Source organism: Colwellia sp. PAMC 21821 (assembly GCF_002077175.1).
Taxonomy (GTDB): domain Bacteria; phylum Pseudomonadota; class Gammaproteobacteria; order Enterobacterales; family Alteromonadaceae; genus Cognaticolwellia.
This window is the reverse complement of sequence record NZ_CP014943.1, coordinates 1,459,382-1,476,826: the sequence shown is the minus strand read 5'-3', so window position 1 is coordinate 1,476,826 and position 17,445 is coordinate 1,459,382. Positions and strand designations below refer to the sequence as shown.

Genomic DNA, 17,445 nt, shown 5'->3' with positions numbered 1-17,445 from the left:
ACAAGTTTAATTTATGAATCCTATATTTAAGCATGGACCGGCCCCACAGCACCGACTTTTTTTGGTGCTGCTTTGCTCTGCAGCGTTAATATTTTTTGACCATAAAATGAATAGCTTCGAGTCCGCTCGAGGCTTTTTGCAATCTATAGTGAGCCCATTACAATATTTAGCCACCGCACCTAAACAAATGATGAATTGGGCGGCAGAAAACATTGTTACGCGTCGTAAACTCATAGATGACAATGAACAATACAAAATCAACGAGTTAGTCTTCCATGAACAGGCATTACAATTAGAGATTGTTAAGCGTGAAAATGGGCGTTTAAGAGCGCTACTTGCTTCTCCGGTGCGCAGCGACGCTAAAAAAATGGTGGCTGAAATTCTTGCGGTTGATAGTGACCCTTATACGCATCAAGTCGTGATAAACCGTGGTGCAAACGACGGCGTTTATGAAGGCCAAGCCGTAATTGACGATGAAGGTATTGTCGGCCAAATATTACATGTGGGTACAACCAGTAGCCGCGTATTATTGATCACGGATGTAACCCACGCTATACCGGTTAGAATCAGTCGCAATGGTGTCAGGTTGATCGCTAGCGGTGTTGGGGTAATTGACCGTTTAAGCCATAATCATGTTCCCCACAGTAGTGATGTGCGTACTGGCGATCTATTAGTTACCTCTGGTTTAGGTAGTAAATTCCCAGAAGGGTATCCCGTATCGAAAGTGACTTCTGTTATTCAAGACGAGTCGCGGGCATTTTCTCAAATTCAAAGTCAGCCAGTAGCCAAAATTGATCGCTTACGATATGTCTTATTATTGTGGCCAGAACAAGCTAATGCGCCAAAGGCTAAAACAACCGATACATTGCCAGCAAAAGAGGCCGCAACTCAATGACCTTTGCTAGTCGCTTGATTATACTCTTAACCTTTTTAGTGGCACTGATGGCCAGTATCATGCCGTTACCATTAAGCGTTGACGCTTTTCGACCTGACTGGGTATTGGTGGTTTTACTTTACTGGTGTTTGGCGCTGCCGTCGCGCGTGAATGTTATTTCCGCTTGGGTTCTGGGCTTTATTCTGGATGTTTTATTAGGCTCAACTTTAGGTGTACATGCTGGTGCAATGGCGATTGCTGTTTACATTGTTGCCGGTAATTTTCAAAAAATACGCAACTTTTCAGTTTGGCAACAAGCACTTATTGTTGGTGTATTATCAGCTTTATATCACTTAATTGTTTTCTGGCTACAACGATTTTTAACTGACGCGGTATTTTTACCTAGTTATTTGTACCCCGTATTTACAACAATCATACTTTGGCCTTGGGCCTTTTTGCTTTTACGTAAAATAAGACGAAATTTTCGAATAAAATAACATGTCTACTACTTTGATTTTAGCGTCGCAATCACCGCGTCGAAAAGAACTGCTTGAACAACTTGGCTACGACTTTATCTGCTTACCTGCTGATATTGATGAAAGCGTATTACCCCAAGAAACCCCTGAGCAATATGTTGCACGTTTGGCGATTGAAAAAGCCCGTGCTATTGCGAAGCAATATGATGAAAATGTTGTGGTATTAGGATCAGATACCAGTGTGATATTCGGGCAACATATATTAGGTAAACCTGCCTCACTTGACGAATGTATCGCTATACTTACTATGCTGTCAGGGAAATCTCATCAGGTGGTTACCGCTATTGCAGCAGTTAAAGGTGAACGTAGTGATGTTATTGTGGTCAGAACTGAAGTAGATTTTAAAGAACTTACTGAACAAGAGATAAAGCGTTATTGGCAAACTGGTGAGCCGCAAGATAAAGCCGGCGCCTATGGTATTCAGGGTATAGCAGGACAATTTGTTAAACAAATTCGCGGTAGTTATTCTGCCGTTGTCGGATTGCCATTATACGAAACTTCGCAGTTATTATCGGCATTTGGCGTGAAAGCGCCAATGACACAAGATTAAATAGGGAACGAAATGAGCGGTGAATTACTTATCAATGTTACGCCAAGTGAAACTAGGGTAGCATTAATCGAAAACGGTTCACTGCAAGAAGTTCATATAGAACGTGAAGCTCGTCGTGGCCTAGTCGGAAATATATATTTGGGTAAAATCATTCGTGTATTGCCCGGAATGCAAGCCGCTTTTGTTGATATTAATTTAGGCAAAGCTGCTTTTTTACATGCCTCAGATATCAACTCTAAACTTATCTTAAACGATGAAAACAATAGCGATCAAGTACCTGATATTAGAAATTTAGTGCACGAGGGGCAATATATTGTTGTGCAGGTTGTTAAAGACCCGCTCGGCACTAAAGGTGCGAGGCTAACAACTGATATTACCATCGCAGCACGTTATTTAGTGTTAATGCCCGATGCTAGTCATGCGGGTATATCGCAACGTATAGACGATCCAGCTGAACGAAATCGACTGAAATCAATAGTTACGCCTTATTGTGGTAAAGACCATGGTTTCATTGTTAGGACGGCAGCTGAAGGTGCAGGCAAGGAAGAATTACAACACGATGCTGAATTTCTTCGCCGTGTCTGGGCAAAGGTTGTTGAGCGAAAAGAGCGTAAGCAAACCAAAGATCCTATCTATCAAGATTTATCGTTAGCATTTCGTATGTTACGAGATTTTGTTGGTGTCTCGCTTGAGCGAATTCGGGTTGATTCAAAGCTAACTTATGAACAATTAGTGGAATTTACCACTGAGTTTGTGCCTAATTTAACATCGGTGCTGGAGTATTATCCGGGCGAACGGCCTATTTTTGACTTATTCGATGTTGAAAATGAAATCCAACGTTCGTTACATCGAAAAATAGAGTTAAAGTCCGGCGGATCTTTGATCATAGACCAAACCGAAGCCATGACCACAATAGATATAAATACCGGTGCATTTGTTGGGCATCGTAATTTAGAAGAGACTATTTTTAATACCAATATAGAAGCAACACAAGCCATTGCTCGTCAGCTGAGATTAAGGAATCTTGGCGGTATTATCATTGTCGACTTTATTGATATGCATGATAAAGAGCATAAGCGTCGTGTTTTGCACAGCTTAGATGTGGCGATGTCCAAAGATAATGTTAAATACAGTTTGTCAGGATTTTCCGCATTAGGTCTTGTAGAAATGACGCGAAAACGCACTCGGGAAAGTTTAGAGCATATTTTATGTGGGGAATGCGGGGCTTGCCATGGTCGCGGTTACGTGAAAACAGTTGAGACCGTTTGTTTTGAAATTCTTCGTGAAATAGTCCGAGTAAATCGAGCTTATGATGCAGATAAGTTTATTGTCTACACGTCAGCATCGGTGAGTGAGTCATTAGAAAATGACGAGTATCATAATCTTGCTGAGCTAGAACTCTTCATTGGTAAGCAAATTAAAGTACAGACTGAAAGCATGTATAATCAAGAGCAATTTGATGTTGTTATGATGTAGTTGTTACTCGCGTTTTGGTATGGTCACTAGTAAAATTTTAGGATATTTGAAGGTTTGGTTAAAACGTAATGAGTGTTTCTTCGGTATTAAATAAGTGGCTTAAACGCCTGTATAAACTATTAGCAGTTTTGTTAGTAGTTTTTGCCGTGTTGATCAGCTTATTACGATTATTTTTGCCTTATGCGCACAATTATCGTCAAGATGTCGAAGATTATTTAAATAGCAGCTATAACAGTAATATATCTATCGGCTCGCTAAGTATGGGCTGGGGCAAATCAGGCCCGACATTGATCAGCCAAAAAGTTGAGCTTTTTTCCAGTAACAACAGTCAAATATATATTGATAGCTTAGCCGTTGAATTAAACTTTTGGCGCACCATTCGCTCGGGGCAAGTTGTTACACAAGATTTTGTTATTTCAGGTGCAGAATTAGCGTTTGAACAAGCGTCTTTGATCAATTCAGCTGAAGATATAGGTAATGACCAAGCAGGTAATGACAGTTTATTAGATTCACTTTCTTCGATATTACTCGAACAAATATCTCGTTTTTCCATTCGCGATAGTCATGTGCTTTATCATACTGCAGCGGGCGTAAAAGCTTTTACCATTAATGAAATGTTTTGGGTAAATAAGCATAATCGTCACCGTGCTAACGGTACCGTTATTGTTGACGGCCTGAGCTCAAATAATTTAAAAGTTTTATTAGACTTTCAAGGCCCTAGGTTCGACAAGTTGAGCGGGCAAGCTTATCTTGAGGCTAATGAAATCGATATTACCCCTTGGCTAGGGCGAGCTTTAGCCATAAAGGATGCTAATACGCATTCTGCCATTAATTTTAATGCTTGGTTAAAAATTAAAGCAGGTAAACCAGAGTTTATTCAGTTCGCTTTGGGTAAAAATGAAATTATCTGGCAGCATGAAGGTAAAGCACAAACATTTGAAATTGCTGGCGGTGATATTCAGATAAAAACGTTAGAAGCATTGAACTTTAGCGTGGCAACTTCGCCAATAACGATTAAACGAAATGGTGTGGAAACTAACCAGCTATCGCTATTGGCTAATGTTAATGGCGAACATATTAATGGTTATATTAATGCCATAGAACTGGCAAGTTTTGCCGGCATATCGCCTTTATTATCTGACAATGTTGGTCTTGAAAAATTACTATTCGACCTCGACGCTGTAGGTAGAGTTGAAAATATTTATTTTCGTAGTAACGCAAATGATACCGCCATAACCGCAACATTTAGCGATGTTGATAGCCATTTTAGTCAAGGTATTCCGGGCATTGATAATGTTAGTGGCGAATTAGTTTATGCTAATAACCAGCTGCAAATATCGCTGAATGCTGTTGATGGCGCACTTCATTTTGATAAACACTTTAAATACCCTATTCCATATAAACGCTTAAGTAGTTTGATCAACGCAAAGTTTTCAGCTAATAGCTGGCAGCTTTCAGTTGAAAATATAGCGTTTAACTCGCCACAAATAACGTTGCAAGCTGATCTTAACGTTAATAGTGTAGCAGGTCAGCCCGTTACTATGGCATTGCTAGCAAGTGTGAGTGACGGCGATGCTAAATACGCTGAATATTTCTATCCTCATTTATTAATGGGCGACAATTTAGTTAACTACCTCAACGCTGCTATTGTTGATGGTGAGATTAATCAAGCACTAGTGTTATTTAATGGCCCGCTTGAAAGTTTTCCATTTAATAACCATGAAGGCATTTTTGTGGTTGATGCAGAATTATCTCAAAGTACATTTAAGTTTGACCCACAGTGGCCAGCAATAGAAAACTTTTCCGCAAATCTTAATTTTACCAATAACAGTATGCTAATTACAGGGCGAGAAGGGACATTATCAGGCATTGATGTTGCCGGCGTTGAGGCTGCAATTGCAGATTTAGCAGGCGAGGGAGTGTTGACGGTTGATGCGAGTTTTGCTCAAACACAGCCGCAATTAGTCACCCAATTAATGAACGCTAGTCCAATGCAAGACTCGGTCGGTGTAACGTTAGAACAAGTTATTATTTCAGGCCCTATCGACGGTGATTTCTCGCTAATACTCCCGTTACAAAACACGGATGCGGTTATTGCTAAGGGTCACGTTGATTTTAAAAATAATACCGTGGCACTGCAAGCACCTAGCATGGACTTTACACAAGTTAACGGCCGTTTAGATTATTACAATGACGTGATAACAGCAACGGGTGTCAAGCTCGACTGGCGTGGCATGCCACTAACGGTAAATGTTGAGGCGAAGAAAAAGTCTGAACTTTATAGTGTGAATATTGAAACCCTAGGCCAATGGAAAAATAAGCACTGGCAAGCGCAATTACCCAATGATTTAGTGAAATATGCTAAAGGTGCAGTAGCATGGCAAGGACTATTGGCATTAGAGTTTATTGGTGATAAATCCTTTTATGATTATCAAATAAATACAGAGCTACATAATGTAGCTTTAGCAATACCTGCTCCCTTTACTAAAGCTACTGATGAAAAATTAGCGGTGAGTATTCATGCCTTTGGTGATGAATTAAATAGCACCATAAAAGCTGAAGTTGGCAATAAAGTGAATTTTTATGGTTTACTTGATCACCAGAAAACAAGTTTTTCTTTGGCTCACTTAGTGTTAGGAAAACAACAATCATGGTTACCAACTTCCGGGTTTCATATTACTGCTGATGTTGAAAAAGCGGATTTCGAGCAATGGCAACCTTTAGTGTTAGATATTTTGGCTGCGGTTGAATCAGCGCCAACCGAATTAAGCACTGCTGAAAATAAAGTAGTGTCAGAGGTGAGTCAGCAAAGTTTATTATCTGCACCTGAAAAAATTCATGGCCAAGTTGCCAACTTGCAGGTTTATGGGCAGGACTTTCAGCAAGTAAATTTTGATTTCTTACCCGAAACGGACGGTTGGCTGCTCAATGTTAATGCCAAAGAGTTAAGAGGCTCAGCTAAGTTTTATCCAGATTGGCACCAACAAGGTATCGATATTAATGCCGACTTTATCCATATAAAGAGTGCTGAAAGTGATTCTATACAAAAAGCAGGCACTGAAGCTGCTGTTGATGCTGAGACAAAAATTACTGATGTTACAAAAACGACTAATGAGGCAGTACCGACATTATCGGTTGCTGGCGACGTTAATGTGGCTAAAGGTGAAGTAAAACCAGCTGAAATTAGCAGCACAGATAGTACTGGTCCAATAAATGCCAAAGAGCAAACAATATTACCGCTTATTGACCATGCTAATAATGCTGCTTTTTTTGCTTATCTGCCACCGCTAAGAGTAACCTGTACGAGTTGCCAATACGACAACTATGACTTTGGTGAGGTCATGTTTAACATCGCTCGCACCCAAGAAGATACACTCTTATTGAAAAATTTCACCGCTAAACGTGGTAAAAATAATGTTGCCTTTGACGCTAAATGGCGATTAACAAAAGATAGCTCACAAACCAGCGTTACAGGGACTTTAGCGGCTAACAATGTTGCGCAAGAAATAGAAAATTTAGGTTATGTATCGATTATCAAAGATAGTGGTGTTGAGGTGAACTATGACGTTACTTGGCAAGGTGGGCCGCATGACTTTGCCCTAGCGACATTTAATGGCGAGTTGTCTACAACATTTGATGATGGTTATTTGGCTGATATTGATGATAAAGGCGTACGTATTTTATCTTTTTTAAGTTTGCAGTCATTAGTTCGTAAATTAAGTTTTGATTTTCGAGATATTTTTAGTGATGGCATGTTTTATAGTGAGCTAAAAGGTGATTTTACGGTAAAAGATGGTGTGGCATATACAGATAACGTCCTGATGAAAGGCTCAGCAGGTGATTTAACCATAGTGGGTAATACCAATTTAAATAATGGTGAACTCGACTATCGTATGTCATATAAGCCTAACTTAACCTCTAGCTTACCGGTATTAGCTTGGATTGCGACTTTAAATCCTGTCACATTTTTAGCCGGAGTAGCACTCGATGAAGTGATCACCTCGACAGTAATTGCAGAGATCAATTTTGAAGTGACCGGAAATTTAGACGAACCGCAATTTAAGCAAGTAAGCCGAAAAAACCAGAATATTAGCGTTGGCCGCTCTTCTCCGCCTGTAATCGTTGATAGTATTCCAGAAACTTCGGGATCTGAACAGCCGAAAGAGCCAGATCCTAAAGGCAATAATCTTGATGGTTTATAAAAATGACAAATAAAATAATGCAACTTTGTGCGATACAAATGTCTTCCAATACGAGTGTTGAAGATAATATTGCGGATATTGAACGGCAATTAGCTACCCTAGAGAAAGCACAACAACAATTGGTTTTGTTACCTGAATGCTGCTTGTTTTTTGGTGGTAAAGATAAAGAACAATTGGCATTAGCACGAGAAAATCAAGCAACCAATGAACTGAAAGGTCGACTCGGAAAGCTAGCGAGCAAATATAATGTTTTTTTGGTGGCCGGTAGCATTCCGGTGATATCAGACCAACAAGAAAAATTTACTAATAGTTGTTTTGTATTTTCACCAGAAGGTACAGAATTAGGTGGTTATGATAAAATACACCTATTTGATGTAGCGGTACAAGACAGTGAAAAAAACTACCTTGAATCACGCTATGCCAAAGCGGGTGATCGTATCAGTGTGGTACAAGCTGCTGGCGTTAATATTGGTTTGACGATTTGCTATGATCTACGTTTTCCTGAACTATTTCGCCAGTTGTGCCAACAAGGAGCAAAAATAATTACTGTACCTAGCGCTTTTACTCGCGTAACAGGTGCCGCGCATTGGCAAACTTTATTGCAGGCGCGCGCAATTGAAAATCAGGTTTATATCGTTGCCGCAGGGCAAGAAGGTGTGCATTTAAATGGCCGGGAAACTTGGGGCCACAGTATGATTATCAGCCCATGGGGCGAAATACTGACTCAGCTTGATACCGGAAAAGGTATCATTTGTGCTGATTACCAAGAACAAGAAGTAGACAAGGTGCGTAAAGCTATGCCTGTTGCCACTCATAATCGTTTTAAAAATAAGTTGATGTCGTATGAATAATGTTGAGATAGAGCTTTTAGCTGATAGTGAAATTGATGAAAGCATGCTCATGGATACGTTGGATAACATTTTCCAACGTAAAATAGATTTAGCTGATTTGTATTTCCAATCTAGTAGTCACGAATCGTGGATGTTGGAAGATGGTATAGTCAAAGAAGGCTCTTATAACATTGAGCGTGGTGTTGGTGTACGCGCTATATCTGGTGAAAAAACAGGTTTTGCTTACTCTGATGATATTTCACCTGCTGCGTTAACCAAAGCGGCTGACGCTGCTAAAGGTATCGCTAATGCTGAAAAATCTGCACGTGTGCAAGTGTTTGATGGCAAAAAAATGCAGCAAAATCCTGAGCAATATAAAGCATTAGATCCACTTGCTAGTTTGCCTCAAGAGCAAAAAATAACCTTGCTACATGAAGTTGAAGCGCATGCACGTAGTGTCGATAAACGTGTAAAACAAGTGATTGTTAACTTGTCAGGTGTTTATGAAAAAATATTAGTTGCTGCTAGTGACGGCACGTATGCTACTGATATACGGCCATTAGTACGTCTTAACTGTTCTGTTTTAGTCGAAGAAAACGGCAAGCGAGAACGTGCTAGTTCTGGTGGTGGCGCGCGTACAGATTATAGCTACTTTTTTGAGTTGGATAACAATAAACCTCGCTACTTAGCCTATGCTGAAGAAGCCGTGCGTCAAGCGTTAGTGAATTTAGTTGCTATAGATTCACCTGCTGGCTTATTACCGGTTGTTCTAGGCGCGGGTTGGCCAGGCGTATTATTACATGAAGCAGTTGGTCATGGCTTAGAAGGTGACTTTAACCGTAAAGGCTCTTCAGCATTTTCGGGTAAAATCGGCCAGAAAGTTACTTCTGATTTATGTACTATTATTGATGATGGCACTATGGCAAATCGCCGAGGTTCAATAAGCATCGATGATGAAGGTACACCAGGGCAATATAATGTGCTTATCGAAAAAGGTGTGCTTAAAGGCTATATGCAAGACAAACATAATGCCGGTCTAATGGGTGTAAAACCAACAGGTAATGGTCGCCGTGAATCTTATGCACATTTACCTATGCCACGCATGACAAACACTTATATGTTGGCTGGTGAGCATAAGCCTGAAGATATTATTAAGTCAGTGAAAAAAGGCATTTACGCGCCAAATTTTGCCGGTGGCCAAGTTGACATTACGTCAGGAAAATTTGTCTTCACTAGCTCAGAAGCTTATTTAATTGAAAATGGTGAAATTACCTCACCGATCAAAGGTGCTACCTTAATTGGCAGTGGTCCTGAAGCGATGAAAAACGTTAGTATGGTTGGCAATGACTTGAAGTTAGATGCTGGCGTCGGTGTTTGTGGAAAAGACGGCCAGAGCTTACCTGTCGGTGTTGGTCAGCCAACGTTAAAAATTGATGAAATGACAGTCGGTGGCACGCAATAACTACTGTCTATAATTTCAAATGACATAAAAAAAGCCCGTAAGGGCTTTTTTGTTTTCAAATAGCTTGAAATTAAGAATCTTTTAAACGAATACCGTTAGCTTCGATGGTAATTTTACCGTTTTTCATTAAATTACCCACCGTAGCTTTAAAAGTCTTTTTACTCACCCCTAAAATACGTTTTATCAATTCAGGGTCGCTTTTATCATGCAGTGGACTAAAACCGTCATGTTCAGCAATATGGGCTAATAATTTTTCACTAAAGTCTTTAACTTTACCTTCACCTGGACGGGTTAACGATAAATCAATGCGACCATCTTCACGCACTTGTTTGATATAACCGGTAATTTTTTTACCGGTACGTAGTGGCTTAAAGATCTCATTATCGTAAAGTAAACCCCAATGCAGGTCATTAATAATGGCTTTAAAACCGAGGTCAGTTTTAGAGGCGATAGTTAATGTGACTTTATCCCACTTTTGATAGTCAGCTGGCCAAATATCGATAAACTTATCCAGTTTACTAGAGGCAACTAAACGATCTGTTTTTAAATCAAGAAATATTCTAACCAAGTAATATTTGCCAACTTCCATTTCGCTATGTTGTTGGTTATAAGGCACGAGTAAATCTTTCGGTAAACCCCAATCAAGAAAAGCGCCCATTTTATTTACTTGGCTCACTTTCAAAGAAGCGAATTGATCAACTTCCGCAAATGGCTTTTCTGTTGTTGCGACAATACGGTCAGCGGTATCAGCATAGATAAAAACCTTAACTTCACTGCCTATTTGGCAATCTTCAGGCACAAAACGATTAGGTAATAAAAGTTCGCCTAATTCATTTGCATTTAAATATGCGCCTTTATCAGTAATTGCTACTACAGGGAGGGTGTTGTATTTTCCGATGCTTGCCATGTGGATTCTTGAGGTCAGTTAACTTGCGGCTATAATAACCGATTTAGTGGCAAGTTAACTATCATTTTCCCTGTAGAAACAAATTTTATTTAACTGTGCTTATATTAGATTGAATATTTAACTTAGTTTGAATATATTCACTGTGTCGCAAATGCAACAAATCTGCGATTTTACGGATAATATGCTCTTCAATACTTGCCAACTCACCATCGGCATAAGCCATTTGCCATAGAAGCTCTAGCATTTTTATACGCTCTTCAAGGCTGTAATTTTCGTTTATTTTAGAGGTGAATTGATAAAAGTCCGTCGCGTTTTCACAAAGCACAAGCGCGTGTTTTATGATTTCTGCCACTTCTGCGTTCGACAATTGAAACTGGCTAGCAATAATATGGTTGAGTTTTTGTTGTTCAGCATTATCGAGTTGACCATCGGCAAGCATGACTTCGCACAATAAAACGCTACAGGCGATTTCTAAGCTTAATTCGTTTGCTTGTTGGTTATCTGCTTCACCTAACGCTTGAAAAAATGCACTAATTTTTGACAACATAAATTACCCTCAATGAGTTGATGATTAATTTTAATGTATTTAATTGCAGGTACAAGCTCCCAGTGAGTTTATTTCATATTAAATTGTAACTGTTGGTTTTACCGTATTAATTTAGCGCTACTAGTTAATAATGATGAGGCAGGAGTAGGTACAGTTGTTTGCGCAATATTGATATCAAGCATAATAAGCTACTGCTGAACTTTACGGAGTGCAATACATAAATTTTTAATTATTTAATAATTATAACAATGGATTAGCTTTTTTTTTGTTATCGCTACGTATTGCCGTAAATCGTCTCATTCATAACAATGGTATTACGTTTATTCTTGTGTGTAATATCGACTAAAAATTTTTTAAAAAGTTAATTATTTAGCGAAAAAAACCAACATGTTAATAAAGTGATAATTAATTTTAACCTAAGTATTTTATATATCTGAAAATATATTTATCCAACTGTTTGTTATATAGGCTTTTTTTAGTATAATTTAGTCAATTGCTGAAAGTCGGCGTGAATTTTGTAACAAGCATTTACAACTTTGTTAGTTTTTGTAGCCAATAATTTCTGTATCCTATTGCCACGAAACTAAAAATTATAAAATTATAGACTCTATGAGGACGTCATTGTGACACGGAAAAAACAAATAATTATACCTATTGTCATTCTAATCGCCGGTGTTTTAATTTTCTTTGCATTTTCAAGTATGAAAAAACCGCCGCAAGAAAAAGAAGAGGTTGATAATACCCCTATTGTTGCTGTTGAAGCGATCTCGCTTGCACCAATGACCTTAGATGTAGATTCGTATGGGGTAGTTAAGCCTAAATATGAAACTGAATTAGTGGCGCAAGTTAGCGGACAAATTGTCGAGCTATCGGCAACATTTGTTCGAGGTGGTTTTGTCAAAGAAGGCCAACTATTGGCGCGCATAGATCCTAATGATTATGAAGCGGCACTTATTGAAGCTGAAGCGACAATGGCATCAGCCCGTGCATCTTTAGAAACGGAACGCGCTCAAGGTCAAGTTGCCAAGCAAGAATGGAAGCAAATTACCGATACGTCACCAACAGAATTAAGTTTACGTAAACCACAATTAGCGCAAGAAATAGCGCGAGTAAAATCAGCTCAAGCGTCAATTTTACGGGCGAAACGCAATTTAGAGCGAACGGAAGTTAGAGCACCTTATGACGCTATGATTGACAGCCGTAATGTTGGCTTAGGCTCGTTTGTTGGTACTGGGAGTCTATTAGGTAAATTATTAGGTACGGCAGTTGCTGAAGTGCGTTTGCCCGTTGCCGATAATCAACTAGAGTTTTTAATTGCCCAAGGTAAAGACGCCACGGTTAATTTATCCGGTACATTTGCGGGCAGTGAAATTGTATGGGCGGCTAGAATTGCACGTAGCGAAGGCGTTATTGATAGTACAAGCCGCATGAGTTATTTGGTGGCTGAAATTTTCGACCCGTATGCATTATCTGAAAAAAATGAAAAAACACCGCTACGTTTTGGCGCTTACGTCAATGCTAAAATCTTAGGTGTCGCTCTCGACCAAGCCGCTATTGTTCCTCGTTATTTAGTGACAAATGGTCGTGTTGCGCTGTTAAATAGTGAGTCTAAATTACATTATTCAACCGTTACAATTGTCCGTCAAGATGGTGAAAATGTCATTATTTCAAGTGGTATATCTGACGGTGATCAATTGATAGTTTCAGCACTTGATTATCCAGTCGATGGTATGAAATTAGCTTTAATTGGTGATAAGTCGCAACAAAGCAGTGAAGAAGACGTTGACATTAAAGACAGCGAGTCACAAATTGCAAAAAATGACAGTGGCTCTGGGGAATAATCATGACAACTGTTACACCTAAAAAAACCGCAGAAATTGATCATAGCATTGATACTAACAGCGGAATAATAGCTTGGTTTGCCCGTAATAGCGTTGCAGCTAACTTATTAATGATTTTTATTTTAGTGGGTGGTTTTTTAACTATTCAAACCATTAATAAGCAAATGTTTCCACAAGTTAAAGTTAATTGGATTTCTTATGCTGCGCCATACCCAGGAGCTGCGCCGCAGGAGGTTGAAGAAGGTATAACGATTAAAATTGAAGAAGCATTGGAAACAGTTCAAGGCCTTAAGCGTGTAATTACTTATTCAAATCGTAACTTTTCAAACGGCTGGTTTGAAGTTGAATTAGATTATGATCCTCAAGTAGTGCTAGAAGAAGTTAAATCAGCAATAGATTCAATTTCTAGTTTTCCTGATGGTATGGAACGGATAAAAATAGAGCGGGAAAAATTTCGTCAAGAAGTTATGTATCTTAGCTTGTACGGAGATTTAACCAACGGTGAATTAAAAGAGCTTGGTCGTAAGATCCACAATGAAATACAACAACTTCCCACGATCAATATTTCTGATTTATTTAGTGGTTTAAACTATGAAATATCAATTGAAGTAAGCAAAGATAAGCTACGCGAATACGGTTTAAGCTTTAATGATATCGCGAATGCGGTGCGCAGTTATTCTCGAAATATGTCGGCGGGACAAATTCGTGCAGAAAATGGCTATATTAATTTACGGGTAGAAAATCAGGCTTATCGGGGGCATGAGTTTGAACAAATTCCCGTGGTTACTTTAGCTGATGGAACTCGCATCGTTTTAGGCGAGTTAGCCACCATTATTGATGGCTTCGAAGAGGGATTACAATATTCTAAGTTTAATGGTAAAAACTCAGTTACGCTATTTATAGGTGCTGCTGACAACCAAAGCATCACAGATATTGCCAGTGTGGTGAAAAAATACGTAGAAGAAAAGTCACTAATATTACCTACAGGTGTGAAATTAGAGACATGGGTAGATATGACCTATTACCTCGAAGGTCGTTTAAACATGATGGTAGACAACATGAAAAGCGGTGCGGTATTAGTCTTTTTAATGTTGGCGCTATTTTTACGTGTTCGTTTAGCTTTTTGGGTAATGATGGGTTTACCGGTTTGTTTTCTTGGTACTTTACTCGTGATGCCACTTGAGTTTGTTAATGTCACCATTAATGTTATTAGCTTATTCGCCTTTATATTAGTGCTAGGTATCGTGGTTGATGACGCCATTGTTATGGGGGAAAGTGCTCATGATGAAATTGAAGAGCACGGCCACAGTACCGATAATGTAATTCGTGGTGTTAAACGTGTTGCGATGCCAGCAACTTTCGGTGTTTTAACCACTATCGCGGTATTTCTACCTTTTCTTTTTGGCGAAGGACCGTCTTCAGCGTTTGGTAAAGCCATCGGCTCGGTGGTTATTTTGTGCTTAATTTTCTCTTTGATTGAATCAAAACTTATTTTACCGGCTCATTTGGTGAAAATGAAAATGAAAGCATTCAATCCTAAAAATCCGATTGATAGGTTACGTTTATGGGTTGATACAAAGTTAAAAGGCTTTATTGATAATGTTTACAGCCCAGCTTTGGCACTATTTATTCAATATCGCTATGGCGTATTCATGTTTTTTATTAGCTTAATGTTAATAAGTGCTGGTTTGTTTAGTGGCGGTTTTGTTCGCTTTGTTGGCCAGCCTAAAATTCCACATGATTTCCCTCGTGTTACCGTAGAGATGAATGTTGATGCTTCAGAGAAAGCAACGTTAGACACATTGTTAAAAATTCAAGGTGTTATTAACAAAATTGATCAAGATATTGAAGCAAAATACGGTAATTCGATGATCTCTGATATGCAGGTTGATTTACGCAGCAGAACAAGTGGGCAAATCATGGTCAAGTTAGTGATACCTGAATTACGCCCTATGGATACTTTTGAGCTTTCTGACTTATGGCGTAAAGCTATACCAAACTACCCGGGTGTTAAATCATTCAATATAGGTGATAACTTATTTGGTGGTGGTCGTGACGATGGTGATATTGCCTTTAGATTAGAAAGTAAAAACGATGCAGAACTATTGGCGGCAGCAAAAGAGTTAAAAGCTAAGCTTAATTCTTTAAAAGGTATTGGCGATGTTAATGACAGCCGCCAAACCAGTGCCCAAGAAGTACAGTTTGAGTTAAAGGCGTTAGCCTATAGCTTGAATTTAACATTAGCAAATATTGCTTCACAGGTGAACTACAGCTTTTACGGTTTAGAAGCACAGCGTATTTTACGAGACAGTGAAGAAGTGAAAGTAATGGTGCGATATCCACTCGATCAACGCAGTTCTGTTGGTCATGTTGATGACGTGATGATTCAAGCGCCCAACGGTGCAGAATTACCACTCTCTGAGTTAGCCGTTATCACCCTGCAAGAGGGTGTAACTAGCATACGACGTGAAAATGGTAATCGTACGATTAACGTCTGGGCGAGTGTTGATGCTGATCAAGTCGAACCGTTTAAAGTGGCCAATGATATTCGAGATAATTTCATTCCTGAGCTGTTAAGAAAATACCCACAAGTTAAAAGTGAAGTCACGGGTAGTATTCAAGAGGAAATGGACGGTGCTGATAGTCAATTACGCGATTTTGTCATTTCGTCAATGATCATATTTTCATTGTTGGCGATACCGCTAAAATCTTATTCACAAGCAGCGATGATCATGGTGGTTATACCATTTGGCGTCATAGGTGCTGTAATAGGTCACTTTATTTTAGGTATGGACTTAAATGCTCTATCAATCATGGGGATACTCGCGGCTGCCGGGGTGGTGGTGAATGACTCACTCGTCATGGTTGACTATGTTAACAACGCAAGAAAACGCGGTGTGCGATTGGTTGATGCGGTAATGCATGCCGGAGGTAAACGCTTCAGAGCTATCATGTTAACCTCGATTACGACATTTATTGGTTTAGTACCTATCATCTTTTTTGAAGTTAGTGCACAAGCAAAAATTGTTATTCCTATGGCAGTCTCGCTAGCTTTTGGGGTGTTATTTGCCACTATTGTGACGTTAGTACTTATACCTTGCCTTTATCTCATAATTGAAGATATTAAGGCATTGTTTAAACGTAAGAAAAAAGTGCCTGATACAACTACACCAGCTTTAGATAACCTTAAAAGTGAAACCTTATAGGGATAATTTTTACTGGTTATTATTTCGAAAAGCTAATGATAAATCTGCTTAGTTCTAGTCTGGGTTAAGCTAAAATTAAAAAGCCATCACAATGTGATGGCTTTTTTGATTAACACTTAGCGTTATTTAACCCCTAACTCTTTTAATCTTTCTAATAAATAGCTGGCATGGGTGTGTTTGTCTGACAAGACCACTTCGTTACGTGGGTGTAAAAATAGTGGTAAAGATATCCGTGATTTAGTCGCATTTTCACCTGTTGGGTTGATAACTCGGTGACTGGTTGACGGAAAATAACCTTGTGACGCTTCTTGAAGCATGTCGCCAATATTGACAATCAAATGCCCAAAATCAGCTGGAACATCAAGCCATTCGCCATCTTGGGCCTGCACTTGTAAACCTGGTTCGTTAGCTGCAGGCAAAATAGTCAGCAAGTTAATATCTTCGTGTGCTGCGGCGCGAATAGCGCCAGGTTCTTCTGTCCCTTTAAGCGGCGGATAATGTAAAATTCTTAATAAAGTGTTTGGTGTGTCCATGATCATATTCGACAGAGGCTCTGAATAGAGCTTTGTGACTTCTGGTGGACTATACTTTTCTACCCAATCAAGTAATTCGCTGGCTAAATCCGATGCCATTTTATAATAGTTAAGAATATCGGTTTTTAATTGCTCAGGAATACGTCCCCAAGGATAGACATGATAATACTCTTTAATATCTTTTTTAGTGTGACCTTTTGCCGTTTCTGAAATCTCAGGAGCAAAGTATCCGTCTTGCTTTTCAGGATCAAAGGCAAAACCTTGTTTCTCTTCTTGTGTAAAAAACGTATACCAATCTTGATATATTTTATCTACTAATGCCTGTTGAATAGGGTGATTAGTTAATACCCCAAATCCTGTGTTACGTAGACTCTCGACAAATTTTTGTGCGGCGTCATCAGCGCGATAATCAACAACTTGTACTTGCATAGTTTTCCCCTAATACAATAATCTTAATGCTTAATCTTTATTTTTACGTATT

General features: G+C 39.1%; 12 protein-coding genes. 9 read left to right on the top strand and 3 right to left on the bottom strand.

The features are described 5' to 3' along the window. Positions 1-13 precede the first annotated feature (13 nt). From mreC to tldD, 7 genes are all read left to right on the top strand, one after another. A complete protein-coding gene (gene mreC / locus A3Q33_RS06180; RefSeq protein ID WP_081179195.1) occupies positions 14-895 on the top strand; it encodes a rod shape-determining protein MreC in 882 nt (293 codons plus the stop codon). Beyond that, positions 892-1,371: a rod shape-determining protein MreD gene (mreD, locus tag A3Q33_RS06175; RefSeq protein ID WP_081148221.1), complete on the top strand. Its 480-nt coding sequence runs from the start codon at positions 892-894 to the stop codon at positions 1,369-1,371. The genes mreC and mreD overlap by 4 nt, the downstream gene beginning before the upstream one ends. 1 nt (position 1,372) lies before the next feature. Then, positions 1,373-1,960 (top strand): Maf family protein, encoded by a 588-nt coding sequence (locus A3Q33_RS06170; protein WP_081179194.1) that lies wholly within the window; start codon positions 1,373-1,375, stop codon positions 1,958-1,960. A gap of 12 nt (positions 1,961-1,972) precedes the next feature. Next, positions 1,973-3,436: a ribonuclease G gene (gene rng, locus A3Q33_RS06165; protein WP_081179193.1), complete on the top strand. Its 1,464-nt coding sequence runs from the start codon at positions 1,973-1,975 to the stop codon at positions 3,434-3,436. A 68-nt stretch (positions 3,437-3,504) separates the two neighbouring features. Then, positions 3,505-7,638, top strand: coding sequence for a YhdP family protein (locus tag A3Q33_RS06160; protein ID WP_081179192.1), 4,134 nt, complete (start codon positions 3,505-3,507; stop codon positions 7,636-7,638). A gap of 2 nt (positions 7,639-7,640) precedes the next feature. Continuing rightward, positions 7,641-8,489, top strand: a complete 849-nt coding sequence (locus A3Q33_RS06155) for a carbon-nitrogen hydrolase family protein (RefSeq protein WP_231295788.1) — start codon at positions 7,641-7,643, stop codon at positions 8,487-8,489. After that, on the top strand, positions 8,482-9,930 hold the full coding sequence (tldD, locus tag A3Q33_RS06150) for a metalloprotease TldD (RefSeq protein ID WP_081179191.1): 1,449 nt from the start codon (positions 8,482-8,484) through the stop codon (positions 9,928-9,930). Before A3Q33_RS06155 ends, tldD begins: the two co-directional genes overlap by 8 nt. Before the next feature lie 70 nt (positions 9,931-10,000). On the opposite strand, the gene A3Q33_RS06145 is transcribed toward tldD, so the two are convergent. After that, complete coding sequence (locus A3Q33_RS06145; protein ID WP_081179190.1) at positions 10,001-10,837, bottom strand: CvfB family protein; 837 nt, start codon at positions 10,835-10,837, stop codon at positions 10,001-10,003. An 85-nt stretch (positions 10,838-10,922) separates the two neighbouring features. Continuing rightward, complete coding sequence (locus A3Q33_RS06140; RefSeq protein WP_081179189.1) at positions 10,923-11,384, bottom strand: tellurite resistance TerB family protein; 462 nt, start codon at positions 11,382-11,384, stop codon at positions 10,923-10,925. 623 nt (positions 11,385-12,007) lie between these two features. On the opposite strand from A3Q33_RS06140, the gene A3Q33_RS06135 reads away from it, so the two are divergent. Beyond that, positions 12,008-13,225 carry an efflux RND transporter periplasmic adaptor subunit gene (locus A3Q33_RS06135; protein WP_155866712.1) on the top strand — a complete coding sequence of 406 codons (1,218 nt, stop codon included), beginning with the start codon at positions 12,008-12,010 and terminating at the stop codon, positions 13,223-13,225. 2 nt (positions 13,226-13,227) lie between these two features. Then, entirely contained in the window at positions 13,228-16,431 is a 3,204-nt protein-coding gene (locus A3Q33_RS06130; RefSeq protein ID WP_081179188.1) for an efflux RND transporter permease subunit, read from the top strand. 122 nt (positions 16,432-16,553) lie between these two features. On the opposite strand, the gene A3Q33_RS06125 is transcribed toward A3Q33_RS06130, so the two are convergent. Next, positions 16,554-17,393 carry an isopenicillin N synthase family dioxygenase gene (locus A3Q33_RS06125; protein WP_081179187.1) on the bottom strand — a complete coding sequence of 280 codons (840 nt, stop codon included), beginning with the start codon at positions 17,391-17,393 and terminating at the stop codon, positions 16,554-16,556. Positions 17,394-17,445: the final 52 nt, after the last annotated feature.

Coding starts and splice junctions, on each gene's coding strand:
- mreC (WP_081179195.1), top strand. CDS start 14: ATGAATCCTATATTTAAGCATGGACCGGCCCCACAGCACCGACTTTTT.
- mreD (WP_081148221.1), top strand. CDS start 892: ATGACCTTTGCTAGTCGCTTGATTATACTCTTAACCTTTTTAGTGGCA.
- A3Q33_RS06170 (WP_081179194.1), top strand. CDS start 1,373: ATGTCTACTACTTTGATTTTAGCGTCGCAATCACCGCGTCGAAAAGAA.
- rng (WP_081179193.1), top strand. CDS start 1,973: ATGAGCGGTGAATTACTTATCAATGTTACGCCAAGTGAAACTAGGGTA.
- A3Q33_RS06160 (WP_081179192.1), top strand. CDS start 3,505: ATGAGTGTTTCTTCGGTATTAAATAAGTGGCTTAAACGCCTGTATAAA.
- A3Q33_RS06155 (WP_231295788.1), top strand. CDS start 7,641: ATGACAAATAAAATAATGCAACTTTGTGCGATACAAATGTCTTCCAAT.
- tldD (WP_081179191.1), top strand. CDS start 8,482: ATGAATAATGTTGAGATAGAGCTTTTAGCTGATAGTGAAATTGATGAA.
- A3Q33_RS06145 (WP_081179190.1), bottom strand. CDS start 10,837: ATGGCAAGCATCGGAAAATACAACACCCTCCCTGTAGTAGCAATTACT.
- A3Q33_RS06140 (WP_081179189.1), bottom strand. CDS start 11,384: ATGTTGTCAAAAATTAGTGCATTTTTTCAAGCGTTAGGTGAAGCAGAT.
- A3Q33_RS06130 (WP_081179188.1), top strand. CDS start 13,228: ATGACAACTGTTACACCTAAAAAAACCGCAGAAATTGATCATAGCATT.
- A3Q33_RS06125 (WP_081179187.1), bottom strand. CDS start 17,393: ATGCAAGTACAAGTTGTTGATTATCGCGCTGATGACGCCGCACAAAAA.